The organism is Streptomyces sp. HPF1205, from assembly GCF_020400825.1.
Taxonomy (GTDB): Bacteria; Actinomycetota; Actinomycetes; order Streptomycetales; family Streptomycetaceae; genus Actinacidiphila.
Genome location: NZ_JAINVH010000004.1, coordinates 199303 through 217633, shown reverse-complemented (window position 1 = coordinate 217633; position 18331 = coordinate 199303). Strand labels below are relative to the sequence as shown.

20 protein-coding genes are annotated in these 18331 nt (G+C 74.8%); 14 read left to right on the top strand and 6 right to left on the bottom strand.

From position 1 onward, the window contains the following. Nucleotides 1–267: 267 nt before the first annotated feature. Nucleotides 268–795 (bottom strand): hypothetical protein, encoded by a 528-nt coding sequence (locus K7G61_RS06915; RefSeq protein ID WP_225845763.1) that lies wholly within the window; start codon nt 793–795, stop codon nt 268–270. Between the two features lie 278 nt (nt 796–1073). On the opposite strand from K7G61_RS06915, the gene K7G61_RS06910 reads away from it, so the two are divergent. The 11 genes from K7G61_RS06910 to K7G61_RS06860 all read left to right on the top strand — a co-directional run bounded on the left by K7G61_RS06910 (nt 1074) and on the right by K7G61_RS06860 (nt 8222). Beyond that, nucleotides 1074–1769: a hypothetical protein gene (locus tag K7G61_RS06910; protein ID WP_225845762.1), complete on the top strand. Its 696-nt coding sequence runs from the start codon at nt 1074–1076 to the stop codon at nt 1767–1769. Between the two features lie 3 nt (nt 1770–1772). Continuing rightward, on the top strand, nt 1773–2885 hold the full coding sequence (locus tag K7G61_RS06905) for an SRPBCC family protein (protein ID WP_225845761.1): 1113 nt from the start codon (nt 1773–1775) through the stop codon (nt 2883–2885). A 6-nt stretch (nt 2886–2891) separates the two neighbouring features. Continuing rightward, nucleotides 2892–3365, top strand: coding sequence for a gas vesicle protein GvpJ (gene gvpJ / locus K7G61_RS06900; protein ID WP_225845760.1), 474 nt, complete (start codon nt 2892–2894; stop codon nt 3363–3365). A 9-nt stretch (nt 3366–3374) separates the two neighbouring features. Then, entirely contained in the window at nt 3375–4226 is an 852-nt protein-coding gene (locus tag K7G61_RS06895) for a GvpL/GvpF family gas vesicle protein (protein ID WP_225845759.1), read from the top strand. A gap of 2 nt (nt 4227–4228) precedes the next feature. After that, nucleotides 4229–4480 (top strand): gas vesicle protein GvpG, encoded by a 252-nt coding sequence (locus tag K7G61_RS06890; RefSeq protein ID WP_225845758.1) that lies wholly within the window; start codon nt 4229–4231, stop codon nt 4478–4480. A gap of 3 nt (nt 4481–4483) precedes the next feature. Beyond that, nucleotides 4484–4912 (top strand): gas vesicle protein, encoded by a 429-nt coding sequence (locus tag K7G61_RS06885; RefSeq protein ID WP_225845757.1) that lies wholly within the window; start codon nt 4484–4486, stop codon nt 4910–4912. Nucleotides 4913–4919: 7 nt separating this feature from the next. Then, nucleotides 4920–5390: a gas vesicle protein gene (locus tag K7G61_RS06880; RefSeq protein ID WP_225845756.1), complete on the top strand. Its 471-nt coding sequence runs from the start codon at nt 4920–4922 to the stop codon at nt 5388–5390. Next, nucleotides 5387–6193: a GvpL/GvpF family gas vesicle protein gene (locus tag K7G61_RS06875; protein ID WP_225845755.1), complete on the top strand. Its 807-nt coding sequence runs from the start codon at nt 5387–5389 to the stop codon at nt 6191–6193. Before K7G61_RS06880 ends, K7G61_RS06875 begins: the two co-directional genes overlap by 4 nt. A gap of 56 nt (nt 6194–6249) precedes the next feature. After that, nucleotides 6250–6459: a gas vesicle protein gene (locus K7G61_RS06870; RefSeq protein ID WP_225845882.1), complete on the top strand. Its 210-nt coding sequence runs from the start codon at nt 6250–6252 to the stop codon at nt 6457–6459. Beyond that, nucleotides 6456–6764: a gas vesicle protein K gene (locus tag K7G61_RS06865; protein WP_225845754.1), complete on the top strand. Its 309-nt coding sequence runs from the start codon at nt 6456–6458 to the stop codon at nt 6762–6764. The genes K7G61_RS06870 and K7G61_RS06865 overlap by 4 nt, the downstream gene beginning before the upstream one ends. A 123-nt stretch (nt 6765–6887) precedes the next feature. Beyond that, a complete protein-coding gene (locus tag K7G61_RS06860; RefSeq protein ID WP_225845753.1) occupies nt 6888–8222 on the top strand; it encodes a phosphoribosyltransferase family protein in 1335 nt (444 codons plus the stop codon). 143 nt (nt 8223–8365) lie between these two features. Here K7G61_RS06860 and K7G61_RS06855 read toward each other — a convergent pair whose 3' ends face one another. Then, complete coding sequence (locus tag K7G61_RS06855) at nt 8366–8602, bottom strand: DUF6296 family protein (RefSeq protein WP_225845752.1); 237 nt, start codon at nt 8600–8602, stop codon at nt 8366–8368. A gap of 322 nt (nt 8603–8924) precedes the next feature. Here K7G61_RS06855 and K7G61_RS06850 point away from each other — a divergent pair, with 322 nt between their 5' ends. Next, complete coding sequence (locus tag K7G61_RS06850; protein WP_225845751.1) at nt 8925–10661, top strand: SpoIIE family protein phosphatase; 1737 nt, start codon at nt 8925–8927, stop codon at nt 10659–10661. An 84-nt stretch (nt 10662–10745) separates the two neighbouring features. Here K7G61_RS06850 and K7G61_RS06845 read toward each other — a convergent pair whose 3' ends face one another. Together K7G61_RS06845 and fahA are read right to left on the bottom strand one after the other, a co-directional pair. Further along, nucleotides 10746–11159, bottom strand: a complete 414-nt coding sequence (locus K7G61_RS06845) for an SsgA family sporulation/cell division regulator (protein ID WP_225845750.1) — start codon at nt 11157–11159, stop codon at nt 10746–10748. A gap of 260 nt (nt 11160–11419) precedes the next feature. Continuing rightward, nucleotides 11420–12652, bottom strand: a complete 1233-nt coding sequence (gene fahA / locus K7G61_RS06840) for a fumarylacetoacetase (protein ID WP_225845749.1) — start codon at nt 12650–12652, stop codon at nt 11420–11422. Between the two features lie 398 nt (nt 12653–13050). On the opposite strand from fahA, the gene K7G61_RS06835 reads away from it, so the two are divergent. Beyond that, nucleotides 13051–14460, top strand: coding sequence for an SDR family NAD(P)-dependent oxidoreductase (locus tag K7G61_RS06835; RefSeq protein WP_225845748.1), 1410 nt, complete (start codon nt 13051–13053; stop codon nt 14458–14460). 58 nt (nt 14461–14518) lie between these two features. Here the strand turns inward: K7G61_RS06835 and K7G61_RS06830 are convergent, their stop codons facing one another. Then, nucleotides 14519–15439, bottom strand: coding sequence for a carbohydrate kinase (locus K7G61_RS06830; protein WP_225845747.1), 921 nt, complete (start codon nt 15437–15439; stop codon nt 14519–14521). Between the two features lie 188 nt (nt 15440–15627). Between K7G61_RS06830 and K7G61_RS06825 the strand changes: the two genes are divergently transcribed. Then, complete coding sequence (locus K7G61_RS06825; RefSeq protein WP_374204072.1) at nt 15628–16578, top strand: SGNH/GDSL hydrolase family protein; 951 nt, start codon at nt 15628–15630, stop codon at nt 16576–16578. Nucleotides 16579–16622: 44 nt separating this feature from the next. Here K7G61_RS06825 and K7G61_RS06820 read toward each other — a convergent pair whose 3' ends face one another. Next, nucleotides 16623–18173 (bottom strand): N,N-dimethylformamidase beta subunit family domain-containing protein, encoded by a 1551-nt coding sequence (locus K7G61_RS06820; RefSeq protein ID WP_225845746.1) that lies wholly within the window; start codon nt 18171–18173, stop codon nt 16623–16625. Nucleotides 18174–18331: the final 158 nt, after the last annotated feature.

The window sequence follows — 18331 nt, the reverse complement described above, 5'->3', positions numbered from 1 at the left end:
GGGTCCAGTCTCCGCCCCCGGCCGCGCCGACCGGTGATCCCGCGCCGGTCGCGAACCACCACGCGTACCACCACGGGAGCCGGGGAGGCAGCGGCCGCCGCGGTCCGCCAGGGTCACGAACGCGGCCGGGCGGGCTCGCCCGACCCCGCGATGTCAGCGTGACCGGGGTCGGCCCCGGAAGCCCTCCGGTCCGCCCGGGCGCGTTCCGCGGCCGGACCTCACGACGCTCACGCCCGCCCGCCCCTCGGCGCGCCGCGGGCCGGGCGCTCACTCCTTGACGTGCCGGGCGAAGCGTTCGTGCGCGGCCTGGCGGGTGCAGCCGAGGGAACGGCCGATCGCCTCCCAGGAGACCAGGCCGCGGCGGGCGGCGCGGACCGCCTCCAGGGTGTGCTCCGGGGCCGTCCTCTCGACGCGCGCCGCGACGCGCAGCGCGGTGAGCGGCTGGTCCTCGGCGAGTTCCCCGATCCGCCGTCCCAGGGCGGCGAGGAGTTGCTCGACGTCGTACGGGACCGCGCCTTCGGCCAGCAGGACGTGGCTCTCCCAGTCGGCGTACGGGCCCGTGTCCGCCTCGTAGCCTTCCGTCGCCTCGTCGTCCCCGCGGTGGACGGGATGCGTCCGCTCCCCGCGCCAGCCGCACTCGCAAGCGCCCTTGACGCCGACGGCGCGCGGGCCGTCCGCCCCGTTGTAGTGCCACCAGGGCCGGCGGCCTCCGGGCTCGGGGCCGGGCTCGCCGCCGTCCTCCAGGACGGCCACCACGTACCCAAGGTGTCGTCCGCTCTCGTCAGCCCACTCCATGGCGCGCCCCTTCTCGTCACCGGGATCCCGTCAAGGCTTCCTGACGGACCGGCTCCGCGTCAAGGGACCCTGACAGTGCTTGACGGCCCCTTCCCGCACCCACCCCGCCCGAGCGGCGCGGGAACCACTTGCCGGCCGGCCACCCCGCGTAGGTCGCCGTGTCCAGTTCGTAACCATTCTGGTGACTTACGAGAAAAAAGGATTATGCCGTTTTCACCCCTTCTGGTCGGGCAGCCGAACATGGACAGATCGCTGCGGTCATCCAAGGAGTCACCCTCATGAACACCGGAAAAGCAGCCGTGGCCGTCGCGGGCGGATACTTCCTCGGGCGCCACCACAAGGCGCGCTGGGCCATGGCCCTGGCCGGTGCCATGGCCGGGCAGCGCCTGCGCTCCCGGGGCGGTGGCGACAAGGGCGGCGCGCTGCTGAAGTCCCCGGAGATCGGCAAGCTGACCGAGAACGTGCGGGGTGACCTGGCCGCCGCGGGCCGCGCGGCGGCGATCGCGGCCGCTTCCCACCGCATGGACGCGCTCAGCGGCCGTATGGCCGACTGGTCGGCGTCGCTGCGGGGCGGTGCCGGCGCCGGCGAAGGCGAAGGCGAAGGCGCCGGACCCGAGCCAAGCGAGGGAAGCGAGGGCGACCAGGGGGCAGAGGCGGCCGAGGGCGCGGAGGAGCGCGAGGGTGCGCAGGAGCAAGGCGGCGAGCGGCCGGCGTCCTCCCGGCGCGGCGGCCCGTCCCGCGAGACCGGTCGCGGCGGCGGCGCGGGCGACCGGCCGAAGGCCAAGCGCACGGCGGCCGCGGACCGCGGCCCGGCCAAGAAGAAGACCGGCACACGGGCGGGCGACGCCGCCAAGAAGACGGCCGCGAGCGGTGACGGGAAGTCCCGCGGGCAGACCCGGCGGACCTCCGGCCGGGCCTCCCGCGAGACCGGGTCGGCGGCCCGGTCCGGCGGGCGCGAGAACAAGGGGAGCTGACCGATGACCGAGCGGACGCAGGCGCCCGCCGACACCAACGGCGGACCGACCAAGGGCCTGGCGAAGGGCCTTACGCAGGAGCTCCCCACCGACCGCCTGCTGCACGAGGGCCAGGACCTGCTCGCCGCCCTCGGCGAGCGCGCCCTGTCCGGCCTGTCGGCGAAGCTCGGCGACGCCACCGAGCGGCTGACCGGCGTCGCCGAGAACGGCGGCTCGGGGCTGGCGGCCGCGCTCAAAGGCGGCCGCGACCTGGCGGAGGGCAAGTCCGTCACCCGGTCGCTGCTCGGCGCCGGGTTCACCCAGGTGAAGGAGAAGGCGAAGGGCATGCTTCCGGGCACCGGCGACAAGGGCGAAGGCGGAGGTGGCGCAGACGGCGGCGGCAAGACGCTCAAGGCCACCAACATCGTGGAGAGCATCGACGTCGGCGTACCGGTCTCCGTGGCCTACAACCAGTGGACCGAGTTCGAGGACTTCCCCACCTTCATGAAGAAGGTCGAGAACGTCAAGCAGCAGTCCGACACCGAACTGGACTGGAAGGCGCAGGTGTTCTGGTCCCACCGCACCTGGAAGTCGAACATCGTCGAGCAGATGCCCGACGAGCGGATCGTGTGGGAGTCCACCGGCGAGAAGGGCCGCGTCGACGGCACCGTCACCTTCCACGAGCTGACCCCGGACCTGACCCGGATCCTGCTCGTGCTCGTCTACCACCCGCAGGGCTTCTTCGAGCGCACCGGGAACATCTGGCGTGCCCAGGGCCGCCGGGCCCGGCTCGAACTCAAGCACTTCCGGCGGCATGTGATGACCGAGACGATCCTGCACCAGGACGAGGTACGCGGCTGGCGCGGCGAAGTGGCCGACGGCGAGGTCGTGCGCAGCGACGAGGACGTACGCGCCGAGGAGGAGGGCGAGGAGCCCGGCGGCGCGGGCGAAGAGCCCGGTGAAGAGGACGAGGAGGAACAGGGCGCGCAGGCCGAGGAGGACGAGGAACGGGACGAGGACGAGGAACCGGACCGGGACGACGAGAACGAGGACGAGGACGAGTACGAGGAGGACGACGAGTACGAGGACGAAGCGGAGGACGACGAGGACGACGAGGGACGAGCCCGGGGACGGTGATGGACGATGACGACGGCGAGTCAGAGCGGCACCTACCTCGACCGGCCGTCGGGCGGCGGCCTGGTGGACGTCGTGGACCTCATTCTCGACAAGGGCCTGGTGATCGACGTCTACCTGCGGGTGTCGCTGGTGGGCATCGAGCTGCTGACCGTCGACGCGCGCGTCGTGGTGGCGAGCGTGGACACGTACCTCCGGTTCGCCGAGGCGGTCAACCGCCTCGACCTGGCCCGCACCGGCACCGAGACCCACGGGCTGCCGGGCCTGATGGACGAGATCCGCGAGGGCGGCGCCGAGCACAAGACCAAGGGCGCGCTCGAAGGAGCCAAGGAGACCGTCAAGGACACCGTCGCAGACATGGTCGGCCGCGGCGGTGAGGACGACGACGAGAACGACGAGGGTGCCGGGCAGCCGGACGACGCCGGGGCCGAGGAGCGGCCGCGCAGGTCGCGTCCGGCCAGCCGCAGGGAACGGAGCCGGTGACGGCCGCCGGTGATCTTCGGGAATCCGGGGATCACCGGCCGCACGGCCGAGGAGGACGCCATGGAAGCCTGTTACGTCTACGGCGTCGTGTCGGAACCCGACGCCGACGCGGTGGTCGGCGAGCTGCCCGCGGTCGGCGACGGCGACTCCGGCGCCCGCGTCGGCTACGTCCGGCACGGCGGGATCGCCGCTGCCGTCAGCGGGCTGCGCGGCGACCGCCCGCTGGGCACCCCGGCGGACCTGCGGGCCCACTCCCGGGTGCTGGACACGCTGGCCGCGACCGGCGCTCCCGTGCTCCCCTTCCGCTTCGGCACCGTGCTCGACGACGAGCGGGCCGTCGCGGAGGAGGTGCTGGCCGGCGCCCACGACGCCTTCGCCGCGGCCCTGGACCGGCTCAGGGGGCGGGCCCAGTTCACCCTGCGGGCCTCGTACGAGCGGGACGCCGTGCTGCGCGAGGTGCTGACGGAGCACCCGGACATCGTGGAACTGCGGGACCGCACGGCCGGCCTGCCGGACGAGGCCGCCCGCTACGAGCGGGTCCGCCTCGGCGAACTGGTCGCCGAGGCCGTCGCCGCCAAGCGGGAGGCGGACACCGCCGAGCTCGACCGGCGGCTGGCGCCCCTGGCGGACGCCCGTACCCTCTCCGAACCGGCCGAGGAGGACGGCGTCACCGACGCCTCCTTCCTCGTGGCCGAAGACCGACGGGACGCCTTCGAACGGGCGGCGGAAGAGCTGGCCCGGCGGTGGAGCGGCCGGATCCGGCTGCGGCTGCTCGGCCCCCTCGCCCCGTACGACTTCGTCGCCGACGCCATGGCCGGCGCGGAAACGGCCGCGGCTGCCGGCGCCAAAGGGGAGACATAGCCATGGGCCTGTTCACCGGATTGCTCACCCTGCCGCTCGCGCCCGTGCGCGGGGTCGTCTGGGTCGCGGAGCGCATCCAGGACGAGGCGCTGCGCCAGACCGAGGACCCCACGGCGATCCGCCGCCGCCTCGCCGAGGTGGACCGCGCCCGCGAGGCCGGCGAGATCCCGCCCGAGGAGGCCGCGCGCGAGGAGGAGTACCTGGTCGGCAAGCTGCTGGCGGCCGGCCCCCCGCTCGGCGGTCTGGAGGTCTGAGCGATGGCGGAACGACACCGGGCGAAGGACGGCGACGCCACGGCCGGGCGCCGCCGCGAGCCGGACCGGGACGACCGCCGCCGCGAGCGGCGGGAGCCGGACGGTTCGCACGAGACGGAACGCCGCGGCGCCGAGGACGGCGAGGCCCCCGGCACCGGCCGGACCGACGGGCCCGCAGTGTCGGCCTCGGTCGCGGTCAGGCGGGCCGCCCGACAGGTCGTCGAACTGATAGGACGCGAACCGGAGGGGGTGACGTCGGTGGCGCGGACAGCCGAGGGCTGGCGGGTCGGGATCGAGGTGGTGGAGACGCGGCGCGTGCCGAACTCCACCGACGTCCTGGCCGTCTACCGCGTCGACCTCGACGGGGACGGCGAGCTGATCTCGTACGAGCGCGACCGGCGCTACTACCGCGGTCGGGCCGACAAGGAGTGATCCGGGCATGAACGAGCCGGTGTGGACCGCGGGCCGGGGTCGCGACCGCGCGCCCGCGCGTGAGGCCGGCCGCCCCGAGCCGGCGAACCTCGCCGACATCCTGGAACGGGTACTCGACAAGGGCATCGTCATCGCCGGGGACATCCGGGTGGACCTGCTGGACATCGAACTCCTCACCATCAAGATCCGGCTGATCGTGGCCTCGGTGGACCGGGCCAGGGAGATGGGCATCGACTGGTGGGAGCACGACCCGTCGCTGTCGTCCGGCAAACGCGACGTCCTGGCGGAGAACCGCAGGCTGCGGCGCCGTATCGGCGATCTTGAGGCGGAACGCGCCGGCGACCTGGAAGCGGGCGGCGCGGCCCGCGCGGCAGGCGGCGGCCGGAAGCGAGCGCTCGAGGACGACGACTCCGTGGACGAGCCCGATGACGCCGGGGACGAGCCCGGGAAGGACGCGGGGGAGGGCGGCGGGTCATGAGCGACGCCGTATGGCTGTACGCGGTCGTCCCCGCCGGGACCCGCGCCCCCGGCCCCCCGGCGCCGACGGGCGTGGCCGACGAGCCCGTCCGCCTGGTCGCCGAAGGCTCCTTGGCGGCCGCCGTCGGCTCGGTGCCGCTCGGCGATTTCGCCGAACAGCCGCTGAAGGACCACCTGGAGGACCTGCGCTGGCTGGAGGCGGCCGCCCGCGCCCACCATCAGGTGATCGACGCGCTGAGCGGGGTCACCGGGGCCGTACCGCTGCAGTTCGCCACCGTCTACCGCGACGACGCGGCCGTACGCGCGGTGCTCCGGGACCGGGCCGCCGACTTCACCGCGGCCTTCGAGCGGACCCGGGACCGCACCGAGTGGGGCGTCAAGGCGTACGTGGATCCCGAGGCGTCACCCGGGCCGGCCGCCGACGGCGCCGAAGGAGCCGCCGGCACGAGCCCGGGGACCGCCTACCTGCTGCGCCGCCGCGCGCAGCGCGACAGCAAGGAGGAGGCGTACCGGCGGGCGTCGGAGCGGGCCGAGCGGATCCGGGCCGACCTGGCGGGACACGCCGCCGCCACCGCGGCCCACCGGCCCCAGGACCCGCGGCTGGCCGGATACGACGGCTGGATGATCCTCAACGACTCCTACCTGGTGGACCGCTCCGCCGCCGGCGCCTTCGCCGAGGCCGTCGCCGCCTGCGGACGGCGCTTCCCCGAGGTGCGTGTGGAGCTCAGCGGGCCCTGGCCCCCGTACTCCTTCGTCGGCCCGCGGCAGGACGAAACCGGGGAGTACGGGGAGGAGCGGTCGTGAACACGGCGCCCGCCCCGCGCCCGGCCGCCGCCCCGCGGCAGACCTCCGGCGCCGGAATCGGCCCCGGACGCGAGATCGCCCTGGTGGACCTGCTGGACCGGGTGCTGGCCAGCGGTGTCGTCATCAGCGGCGAGATCACGCTGTCGATCGCGGACGTGGACCTCGTACGGATCTCCCTGCGCGCGCTGGTCGCCTCCATACGGGCGGCCTGGGGAGAGGGCGCCGGCGGGAGCGGTTCCGGCGGGCCGGGGGAGGAGCCGGGATGACCTCACGACCGGGTGGCGAGTCGCGGTCCGTGCCGCGCCGGCTCGACATCGACCGCGAGCAGGTCGAGCGGGGCCTGGCCGGACTGGTGCTGACCGTCGTGGAACTGCTGCGGCAGCTGATGGAACGCCAGGCCATGCGGCGGATCGACCAGGGCGACCTCGCGGACGACAAGATCGAGGAACTCGGTCTGACGCTGATGGCGCTGGAGGAGCGCATGACCGAACTGCGCGAGCACTTCGGGCTGGACCCCGAGGACCTCAACATCGACCTGGGTCCGCTGGGCCCGCTGCTGCCCCGCGACTGAGCACGGGGAGCCGGCCGCGGGCTGCGGGCGGGCGGCGGCGGAGGGACGATGGAAACGATGGGGAAAAGGGCCGGAAGGCCGGGGGAGACACACACGCCGGGGGCGGGCGAGGAGGCCGCCGGGATGTTCTACAGGGACCGTCAGGAAGCAGGGCGCAGGCTGGCCGACGAGGTGCGGTCGGTGGTGCCCGCGGGTGAGGGAACGCTGGTACTGGGGCTGCCGAGGGGCGGCGTCCCGGTCGGTGAGGAAGTGGCCGCGGCGCTGCGGGCGCCGCTGGACGTCTGCCTGGTACGCAAGCTCGGGGTGCCCACCCATCCCGAACTGGCCGCGGGCGCCCTGGGCGAGGACGGCGTACGGGTGCTGAACGAGGACGTGGTGGACCTCGCCCGCGTCTCGCCCGGGGAACTCGCCGCGGTCGAGGAGCGGGAGCGCGAGGTGCTGGAGCGCCGCGCCCGCGCCTACCACGAGGGCAGACCCCGGATCGACGCCGAGGGCCGCACGGTGGTCCTGGTGGACGACGGCATCGCGACCGGCGCCACCGAGCGCGCGGCCTGCCAGGTGGTACGGGCGCGCGGCCCGCGGCGCATCGTGGTGGCCGTGCCCGTGGCGCCGAGGGGCTGGACCGCGAAGTTCGAGGGACTGGCGGACGTGTGCGTGTGCCCGTTCACCCCGGCCGACTTCTCGGCGATCGGCCAGTTTTATGCCGACTTCGCCGAGGTGCCCGACGCCGAGGTGCTGGCCTGCCTGACCCGCGCCGCCGACCGGCTCGGCCGCGACCGGGCGGGCTCGCGGGACGCGGCCGGCGGCAGCCGCGAGGTCTCGGTCCCGGCCGGGCAGGTCCGGCTGCCCGGCGAACTGACCGTCCCCGAAGGCGCGCCGATGGTCGTCGTCTTCGCGCACGGCAGCGGCAGCAGCCGGCACAGCGGCCGCAACCGGTTCGTCGCGCAGGAGCTCAACCGGGCGGGCCTGGGCACCCTCCTGTTCGACCTGCTCACCGCGCGGGAGGACCGGGACCGGGCCATGAGGTTCGACATCCCGCTGCTGGCCGACCGGCTGGGCGCCGCCGTCCGCTGGGTGCGGGAGACGCCGGAGGGCCGCGGGCGCGAGGTGGGCTGCTTCGGGGCGAGCACGGGGGCCGCCGCCGCGCTGCGGACGGCGGCCGACCCAGCGGCCGGTGTCGCCGCGGTCGTGTCCAGGGGCGGCCGGCCCGACCTGGCCGGCGCCGGGCTCGACCGGGTCACCGCGCCCACCCTCCTGATCGTCGGCGGCCACGACCCGGCCGTCCTCGACCTCAACCGCCAGGCCCGGGTACGGCTGCGCGGCCCGAGCGAGCTGACCGTCGTCCCCGGCGCCACCCACCTCTTCGAGGAGCCGGGTGCCCTGGAATCCGTCGCGGACCTGGCCCGCGACTGGTTCGTCCACCACAGCGCGGCCGCCTCCCACCGCCGCGGCGGCTAGCGGTACCCGGGCCGCGCGGCACGCCCCGCCCGCGTCACCTGTGCCCGCCCGTACCGCCACGCGGCGCACCTACGGCGGGGGCCGGTGGGATCCGGCGGTGGAGGCGGCGCGGCCCCCGGCCGCTCGGGGCCGGGCCGTACGGCTCAGGGCAGCGGACGAGCGGGCAGGCAGCGGTGGCAGGCGCGGGCGCGCGCCGCACCCCGCAGCAGCGTCGCGGTCTGACCGGCGATGGTGAAGCGGTAGCGGCCGGAGGCGTCGGCGTACACCGGCTCGCCCCGCGGGCCGGTCTCCGTGGTGAGGTGGACGATCACCACCTCGGGCGGGGCGTGACCGCCGGGCGCTGCGGGCACGGTGACCGCGTAACGCGACGTGGCGAGCATGAGGCGCACCTCCTCCACAGGCTGCCGAGGCGGTACGGGCGGGGGCAGTGGCCTCAGCGGCCCGGTCCGCCCCGGAAGCGCCTTCTCGTACGATCATCCCTCCGTCCGCCCGGGATGGCATCCATCCGGCACGCGGTACCCCGTCCCCGCCTTGTCCCCGCCTTCCGTACGCGTGCCCGATTGCCTTCCGGCCACTGACCGGCCCCTTCCCGAGGGTGCGTGCCGGGGCCGCCGGGCCACTCCGCGACGGTGGGGTCACCCGCTCCCGCTGTGGCAGGATGGGCAGGACGGACCACGGTTGCCGGCCGGAGGCGGGCGTTACATGAGCGAACCTGGTGCGGTCGGTGGCGGGGCCGTCCGCCCCGCGCCGGGCGAAGACGGCCTGCTGGCCGGACTCTTCGACGTGGTCGACGCCGGGATCTACGCGGTCGACGACCAAGGCGTGATCATCGCGGTCAACCGCCGGGCGGAGAGCATGCTGGCCCGGCCGGCCCACGAGCTCGTGGGCCGGGACGCCCACGACCTGCTGCACCGGGACGACCACGGGCACACGATCGCCCGCAGCCAGTGCTCCATGTTGCGCGACTTCCGGGCCGGGCGGACCATCCTGGGCAGCCCCGGCTGGCTGGCCAGCGGCGACGGTCCGCCGCTGCCGGTGTCCCTGCTGCTCACCCCGTTCCGGCTGGACGACGGGACCAGCGGGGCCATGGTGGTCTTCCACCGGCGGGAGACGACCGAACCCGCGGAACAGGACGGGGCCGAGAACCCGGCCTCCCTCTCCGAGCTGGAGCGCTTGGCGCTGCTGGCCGAGACCACCACCCGGCTGACCTCCACCCTCGACGCCGACCAGGCGCTGCGCCGGCTGGTGCACATCGTGCTGCCCCGGATCGCCGACTGGGTGGTCATCGACCTGATCACCGAGAACGCCGAGGTGTGGCGCACGGCCGTCGTCCACTACGCCCACGGCGCCCTGCTGGACCGCCACGACCTGCAGGGCCCCCTGCCGCCGCTGCCGCCCGAGTCCCCGATGCCGCTGTCCCGCGCGCTGCGCGGGGCCGCCTCCACGCTCGTGACCCCGCAGACCTACGCACGGCGCCCCGACTCGGGCCTGGCCGTGGAGCAGCGCCGCCTGCTCAAGGAGACGGGCATGCACTCGGCGATGATCGCGCCCATCCGCAGCCCCCGCGAGGTGCTCGGCGCCCTCACCCTGGGCCGGGCCGACCGGCCCACGCCGTTCAGCGCGGCCGACCTGCCGCTGCTGGAGGACATCGCCCGCCGGGCGGGCGTCGCGCTGGACAACGCGCGCCTGTACCAGCAGCAGCGCAAGGTGGCCGAGACGATGCAGCGGCACCTGCTGCCCCGCCTGCCGCGTCTGCCCGACCTGGAGATGACCGTGCGCTACGTGTCGGCGCCGGACGCCTCGCAGGTCGGCGGCGACTGGTACGACGTGTTCACCCTCGACGACGGCGCCACCGCCATCGCGGTCGGCGACGTCGTGGGCCACGACCTGGACGCGGCGGCCGGCATGGCCCAGCTCCGCAACATGCTGCGCGCCGACGCCTGGTCGCACGCGGAGGCGCCCAGCGCGATCGTCGACCGGCTGGACCGGATGGTCGCGCGCATGGCCGAAGTGGCGATGGCCACCCTGGTGTTCGGCCGGCTGGAGAGCGACGCGCCGGGCCACTGGCGGCTGAGGTGGAGCAACGCGGGACACCCGCCGCCCCTCCTGGTCAGCGACGACGGGCAGGCCCGCTTCCTCACCGACGCCCACGGCATCCTGCTGGGTACGGGCGTGAACCTGCCGCGTACCGACGCCGTCGTCACCCTGGAGCCGCGGTCCACGCTGATCCTCTACACCGACGGGCTGATCGAGTCCCCCGGCCACTCCATCGACGAGGGGCTGGCCGTCCTGCGCCGCCACGCGGCCGCGCTCGCCCCCCGCCCGCTGGAGACCTTCTGCGACCTGCTGCTGGACCGGGTCCGCCCGGCCGGCAACGACGACGACGTGGCCCTGCTCGCGCTGCGTGTACCGACGCCCGGGACCCGGCCGGCGGCGTGAGCGGCGCGGCCGTCGGGCACGCGCGGTCGAGCAAGGCCGAGCAAGGTCAGGAACGGTAAGGCAGGTCAGGAACGGTAAGGCAGCTCAGGCACGCTCGGTCAGGCGGACCAGCTCGTCGTCGAGCGCCTGCCGCACCCCGCACAGATCCCCGGCGGCGCGGCCGGCGATCTCGGCCACGAAGCACTCGACGTCGGCGGCCGGCAGTCGCAGGTGGGCCCGGTCACCGCTGCCGTCCCGGCCGAGGGAGAGCAGCACCTCGCCCGCGCCCGGCACCGGCCCCACCCGCACGTCGCCGCGCCCCGCAGGGCCGGCCAGCCCCGCCGCCAGCAGTTCCCAGGCGAAGATCCAGGTGACCCCCTCGGCCCCGTGCGTCCAGAAGGTCAGACGGGCGGCGAAGCAGTCGTACGGGTGGTACGACAGCCACACGGGCAGCCGCACCTCCTGCTGCTCGGGCAGGACCAGCGCGGCGGTGGCGGCGCGGCAGTACGGTTCCGGCATGGGCCCTCGCTTCCGAAGCCGCAACGGCTGGCGGGAGCCCGCAGAGCGGGCCTGGGAGCGCACTGAAGATCTGTGCCGGGCTCCCGACGCCCGGCACGCACTCCCCAGGCGAAGCCCTGGGGGAGCACCGGACGCCGCTCGCTGATCCGGCCTGGATCCTCAGCACCCTCCCAGCGGCGCTTCTGACCCCGATCACGCCCCTCAAACCCAGGTCACGACCGGTGACCGGGCGGCTACGAGGGCGCGAGGGCGCCCCCGCCTCAGCGGGCCGGTTCGATCCGGCCCGTGACCTCGCCCAGTGAGATCCGGGTGCCGTCCAGGGACGGGGCCGTGGCGCTGATCGTCACCTCGTCGCCGTCCTCCAGGAAGGACCGCGTCGTGCCGTCGGGCAGCGTGAGCGGCTCCTCGCCGTTCCAGGTCAGCTCGATCAGCGAGCCGCGGGTGTCCGGCGCGGGGCCGCTCACCGTCCCCGAGGCGTACAGGTCGCCGGTGCGCAGGCTCGCGCCGTTGACCGTCATGTGGGCGAGCATCTGGGCGTACGTCCAGTACATCGTGGAGAACGGGGGGCGCGAGACCAGGTGCCCGTTCAGCCGCACCTCCAGCGCCAGGTCCAGGCCGTACGGGGGCTCGGCGGCGCGGTCGTCCAGGTACGGCAGCGGCTCGGCGCCGCGGGCCGGGGGATCGGTGCGGGCGTGCGCCAGCGCGTCCATGGGAACCACCCACGGCGACACGGAGGTCGCGAACGACTTGCCGAGGAACGGCCCGAGCGGGACGTACTCCCACGCCTGCAGGTCGCGGGCCGACCAGTCGTTGACCAGGCACACGCCGAAGACGTGCGCGTCGGCGTCGGCCAGCGCCACCCGGGCGCCCAGCGGCGACGGGGTGCCCACGACGAACCCCACCTCTGCCTCGATGTCCAGCCTGCGGGACGGCCCGAAGTCCGGGGCCGGGTCGGCGGGCGCCTTGCGCTGGCCGCTGGGCCGCACCACCGGCGTGCCGGAGACGACCACCGTGCCCGCCCTGCCGTGGTAGCCGATCGGCAGGTGCTTCCAGTTCGGGGTCAGCGGCTCCGCGCCCGGGCGGAAGATCCGGCCCACGTTGGAGGCGTGGTGCTCCGAGGCGTAGAAGTCCACGTAGTCGGCGACGTCGAACGGCAGGTGCGGCACCGTCCGCGAGCGCGGCACCAGGCACGGCTCCACCGCCGCGCGGTACCGCTCGGCGGTCAGCCACTCGGTCAGCGCCGCCCGGACCCGGGTCCACGCCGGGCGGCCCGCGGCGAGCAGCGGGCCGAGGCCCGGCGCCGACAGCACGGCGGCCAGGTCGGTGGGCGCTCCGGTCGCCTCGGCCGCCCGGCCCGCGTCCAGGACGTGGTCCCCGTAGGCGACCCCGAGCCGCCGTCGCGGGTCGTCCGCCGTACTGAAGACCCCGTAGGGCAGGTTGCGCACCCCGAAGAGGGAGTCGGGCGGGACGGCGAGCGGGCTGACGGCGCTCAACGGGACCTCCACAGATCGGCACTGATCACGGGACGGATCTTGGACGCCCCGAGCGTATCGCCGCCCGCCGTCCCGTCCGGGTTTGGAGGTGTGTGACGTCGAAACGTAAAGTGCGGCCCAAGGCCCGGGCGGCGGACACCGGACGGCACGGGTCCGACAGCATCCGACAGCACAGGCCCCGCACGCGCGGGCGCGGTACGGCCCGGGACACGGAGAGCAGCGGCGGGATGACGGCGACGACTCAGGACCTTCACGACCTCGGGGATCCCGGGAACCCGGGGAACCGCGGGGACACGGCGGGCGGCCCCGGTGACCCCGGCACGGAGGCCGGCCAGGACGCGCCCGGCACAGACCCCGGCACAGACCCAGGCACAGACCCCGGCATAGACCCCGCCAGGATGGAGATCTGCCTGTCCGTCCTGGCCGAGCTCGACCGGCTGCCGGTCGACCATCCCGACGCCGTGGCCGTACGCCGGGCCACCGCGGGCATCTACCGCACGGTCAAGCAGCGCCGCCGCCAGGAGCGCCGCGCCGCCAAGACCGCCCACGACCGGGCCGTCACCGAGGCCACCGCGACCGGCGCGGCCGACCGCGTCGACGACGAGACGCTCGGCATCAGGCTCGCCCCCTCGGTCACCACCGAGATCGCCGGCATCCTCCAGCGCCCGCGCTCGTGCTACATCTGCAAGAGCCGGTACGTCGAGGTGGACGCCTTCTACCACCAGCTGTGCCCGGCGTGCGCCGCCGAGAACCGCGCCCGCCGCGACGCGCGCACCGACCTGACCGGCCGCCGCGCCCTGCTCACCGGCGGCCGCGCCAAGATCGGCATGTACATCGCGCTGCGGCTGCTGAGGGACGGCGCGCACACCACCATCACCACCCGTTTCCCCGCTGACGCCGTCCGCCGCTTCAAGGCCATGCCGGACAGCGGCGAGTGGATCCACCGGCTCAAGATCGTCGGCATAGACCTGCGCGATCCCGCCCAGGTCGTCGCGCTCGCCGACTCGGTGGCCGCCGCGGGGCCGCTGGACATCCTGATCAACAACGCCGCCCAGACCGTGCGCCGCTCCCCGCAGGCCTACAGCGAGCTGGTCGCCGCCGAGTCCGCGCCGCCGCCGGCCGGTGAACTGCCCGCCGCCGAGGTCATCGGCGTCTTCGGCTCCGGCGCCCGCACCGCGGCCGCCCTGCCCTCCCCGCGCAAGGAGGGCCTGTTCACCGCCCAGGACGTCACCGACCTCGCGCTGACCGGCGGGTCCGCCTCGCCGGCCCGGGTCGAGGCGGGCACGGCCATCGACGCCGGCGGGCTCGTACCGGACCTCGACCCCACCAACAGCTGGGTGCAGACCGTCGGCGAGGTCGACCCGGTCGAGCTGCTCGAAGTGCAGCTCTGCAACGTGACCGCGCCGTTCATCCTCGTCAGCAGGCTGCGCCCGGCCATGGCCGCCGCCCCGGCCCGCCGCAAGTACGTCGTCAACGTGTCCGCGATGGAAGGCCAGTTCAGCCGCGGCTACAAGGGCGCCGGCCACCCGCACACCAACATGGCCAAGGCCGCCCTCAACATGCTGACCCGCACCAGCGCCCAGGAGATGCTGGAGAGCGACGGCATCCTGATGACGGCGGTCGACACCGGCTGGATCACCGACGAGCGCCCGCACCCGGACAAGGTGCGGCTGGCCGAGGCCGGCTTCCACGCCCCGCTGGACCTGGTGGACGGCGCGGCCCGGGTCTACGACCCCATCGTGCGCGGCGAGAGCGGCGAGGACCTCTACGGCTGCTTCCTGAAGGACTACGCGCCCTCGCCGTGGTGAGCCCCGCCGGCCGCGGCCCGCGCCCACCGGGCGGCGCCTCGTCCGCCGTGAGCGGGCGTCAGCCGAGCGCCGCCCGCAGCTCCGCCGTGTCGGGAGGGTTCGCGCCGGGACGCGAGACGGTGAGCGCGGCCGCGGTCGAGGCGTGCCGCAGGACCCCGCACAGGGCCACGTCGTGCAGCGCCGCCAGCGCCGGGCGGGCACCGGAGCCCAGCAGCTTCAGCCCGGCCAGCGCGTCCAGCGCCGCCGCCATGAAGGAATCGCCCGCGCCCACCGTGTCGGCCACCTCGGTACGCAGCGCGGCGCCCCTGACCTCCTGGGCGGCGGTGAAGGCCAGCGACCCTTCCGCCCCCAAGGTGACGAACACCGCCGCGGGCCCCAGCGCCAGCCACCGCTTGGCCACCGTCCGCACCGTTTCGCCCGGGTAGAGCCAGGCCACGTCCTCCTCGCTGGCCTTCACCAGGTCCGCGAGGGCGACACACCGCTCGACCGCGGCCACCGCCCGCGGGCGCTCACCGAACAGCGCGGCCCGTACGTTGGGGTCGTAGCTGACCGTCGCCTCCGGCCGCAGCCGCGCCGCCAGGTCCAGCGCCGTCCGCGCGCCCGGCTCGGTGACCGCGGCGATCGACCCGATGTGCACGTGCCGCACGCCGGCGGGCGGCTCGGCCGGCCGCAGCGTCCAGCGGATGTGGAACTCGTACGCCGCCTGTCCCCGCGCGTCCAGCGTCACCACCGCGGTCGGGGTCGGCACCTCCTCCTGGCCGTCGCCCAGCACCTCGACGCCGGCCGCCACCAGCCGCCGGCGGATCGCCTCGCCCCGCGGGTCCGCCCCCACCTGCGTCAGCAGGGCCGTGGACCGGCCCAGCCGGGCCAGACCGTAGGCCACGTTGGCGGGGCTGCCCCCGGGATGCGTCACATCCGGCAGCCCGGGGACGCGGACGATGTCGGCGACGCACTCGCCGATCACCAGGAACTCGGTCATACGATCTGCTCCCCCCCGGGGGTCGTCGAAGGGCCGGCGCCCGGTGCCGTGCCGGCCATGCCCGGCACGGTATCGGGTGTCCGTTACATGGATCGGGAAACCGCTGTCCAAATCATTGACAACGGTCGAACGCCCGGCTGAATCTTGGTCCTCGTCGTTGGACTACTCAGGAGTAGGGGGGAACCGCCATGCGCAGCGGAACAACCGGCGGGCGGGGAAAGCGGACCGGCGGGCCGGCCGGCAGGAGGACCGTCGGTGTCGCGATGGCGGCCGTCTCCGGCGCGCTGGCACTGACCGCGGCCACGGTCGCGCCGGCGACCGCCGCGCCGGACCGCGGCGCGCACCACGGCCACGGCGTGCGCTACGTCGCGCTCGGCGACTCGTACACGTCCGGGCCCGCCATACCCACCCAGGTGGACGCCAACTGCGCCCGCTCCGACCACAACTACCCCTCCCTGGTGGCCGCCGCCGACCACGTGAGCGGCTTCACCGACGTCAGCTGCGGCGGCGCGACCACCGTCCAGATGCGGCAGCCGCAGGGCACCAACGGCCCCCAACTCGACGCGGTGGGCCGCGACACCACTGTGGTCACCCTCCAGATCGGCGGCAACGACATCGGCTTCGGCCCGATCATCGCCACGTGCGCGGGCCTGACCGCCACCGACCCGGCCGGCAGCCCGTGCGAGCGGCACTACACGGCCTCCGGCACCGACGAGCTCACGGCCACCATCGTCGAGGCGGCCCCCAAGGTCGGCCAGGTGCTGCGCGCCCTGCGCGAGCGGGCCCCGCGTGCCCGCGTCGTCGTGGTCGGCTACCCGGACCTGCTGCCCGACGACGGCGTCCCGTGCACCTCGGCCGCGGTGCCCTTCGCCGCCGGGGACTTCCCGTACCTGCGCGACACCGAGAAGAAGCTCAACGCGATGCTGCGGCTGGAGGCTTACCTGCACGGGGACTCCTACGTGGACACCTACACCCCCACCATCGGCCACGACATGTGCCGGCCGCCCGCGGACCGCTGGATCGAGCCGCTGGTGCCCGCCTCCCCCGCCGCGCCCGCGCACCCCAACGCCAAGGGGGAGCAGGCCATGGCGCAGGCGGTCCTCGCCCGGGTCGCGGCCCGGGGCCACGCCGGCGACTGAACGGGCGGCGCGCGCCACAGCCGGCCGCTTTTCGTGACGGCCCGTCAGGTCGCGTAGACCGTCAGGACGTTGTCCCGGGGGGCCGGCCGGTGCTCGGCCGCCGGTCCCTCGGCGAAGGCCCGCAGCAGGTTCTCGGTGGTGCGCGTGACGAAGGCGCGGGTACGCGCGTCCAGCCCGTGGTCGCGGCCGTCGTCGCCGGTCCCGGCCATCAGGCCCTCGACCCAGCGCATGGTGCCGGTGGCGAAGACGCCGGCGCCGCCGGGGACCGTGTAGTAGGCCGAATCGCTGTGGCTGTGGCTGCCGTTGCACACCAGGGGCGAGTGGGCGACGATCTCGATCGGCGCGGGCGTCGGGGCGTGCGGGGTGACCCGGTCGTACTCGACGCCCACCAGGTGGTCGAAGGAGTCGCCGCGGCGGACGCCCGTGCCCTCGTACACCCAGTGGTCGGGATTCTCCACCACATAGGGCGCGTCGGTGGGGAACCCCTCGTAGAACACCCCGGTCAGCGACGACTCCGGGTCGGCGCCCGGCCGGTGGCGGAAGTCGGTGGTCGCCATCGTCGGATGGTCGGCGAGGTACGGGTCGACCGGGTAGTCGGTCTTGTAGCAGACGACGGTCCGCACCGCGCCGTTCGGCTCCATCTCCAGGCGGATCCGGCGGAAGCAGGTGTTGGCGCCCAGGAAGGCCAGGTTGGTGCCCGCGTCGCGGGCGGCGGTCACGTAGCGCCGCTGCTCGGGCGTCCAGTACTCGTCGTGCCCCAGCGAGACCGCGGCGGTGGCCCCGCGCAGCACCGAGTGCGCCAGGTGGACGTCCACGCCGGTGGTGTACGCCAGCGGTATGCCCAGCCGCTCGGCGAGCACCACCAGGGCCCGCTCGTACACCAGGAACTTCTCGGCGCCGCTGGAGGCGTACGGCCGGTCGAAGGACACCGCGTGCGAACGGTGCTCGTAGGTGCCGTCCCGGCCCTGGTAGAGGCTGTATCCGCCCCATGTGTTGTACGCCTGCCAGGTCGCCGGGCCGTGCATCAGCAGTGTCCTGCCCACGGCGCTCGCCGAGCGGACGATCAGCGGCACGAACCGCTGGTGCCCCTCCTCGGAGTCCAGCCGCAGCAGGTAGGCGCCCTCCGGCCAGCCCTCGGTGCGCACCCGCAGGCTGGGCTCCCAGTCGGCTTTGACGGTACGGGTGGCGACGACCAGCCGCGGGCGGTCCTGCTTGCGGCCCACGACACGGTCCGACTGCCACACCAGCCGCGCCTGCGCGCCGCCGTACCAGCCGACGCGGAACGCCGACACCCGGAAGCCGGGGGCGGTCGTGGACACGTGCAGCGCGAACTCCTCGCCGGGGAGCACGCTGACCTGGTCGGCATAGCCCTCGATGGCGTCCGGGGGTCCCTGCGAGGTGATCCGCCAGTCCTTCGTGCCCCGGTCGGTGGTCTCGGTGACGGCCGGTCCGGTCGCGGGCGGCCCGGTCGGGGTGTGCGGGCCGCCGCCCGACCCCGCGTCGCAGGCGGCCACCGCGACGGAGGCGGCCCCGGCCGCGGCCGCGCCGAGGAAGTGCCGCCGGTCGAGGCCGTGCCGCTCGGCGTCGTCGTTCATCCACTGTGTCCTGTCCGCCGGTCCCCACCGGCATCCGTGTCCGCTTCCACCGTGCTCAGGCCCTCTCGCGCCTCGCACGTCCCGCACGTACACAGATGATGTTGCCGCCGTCCGGGTTGCCCCACGACCGCAGGAGAGCCGAAGCGGTCACCTCGCAA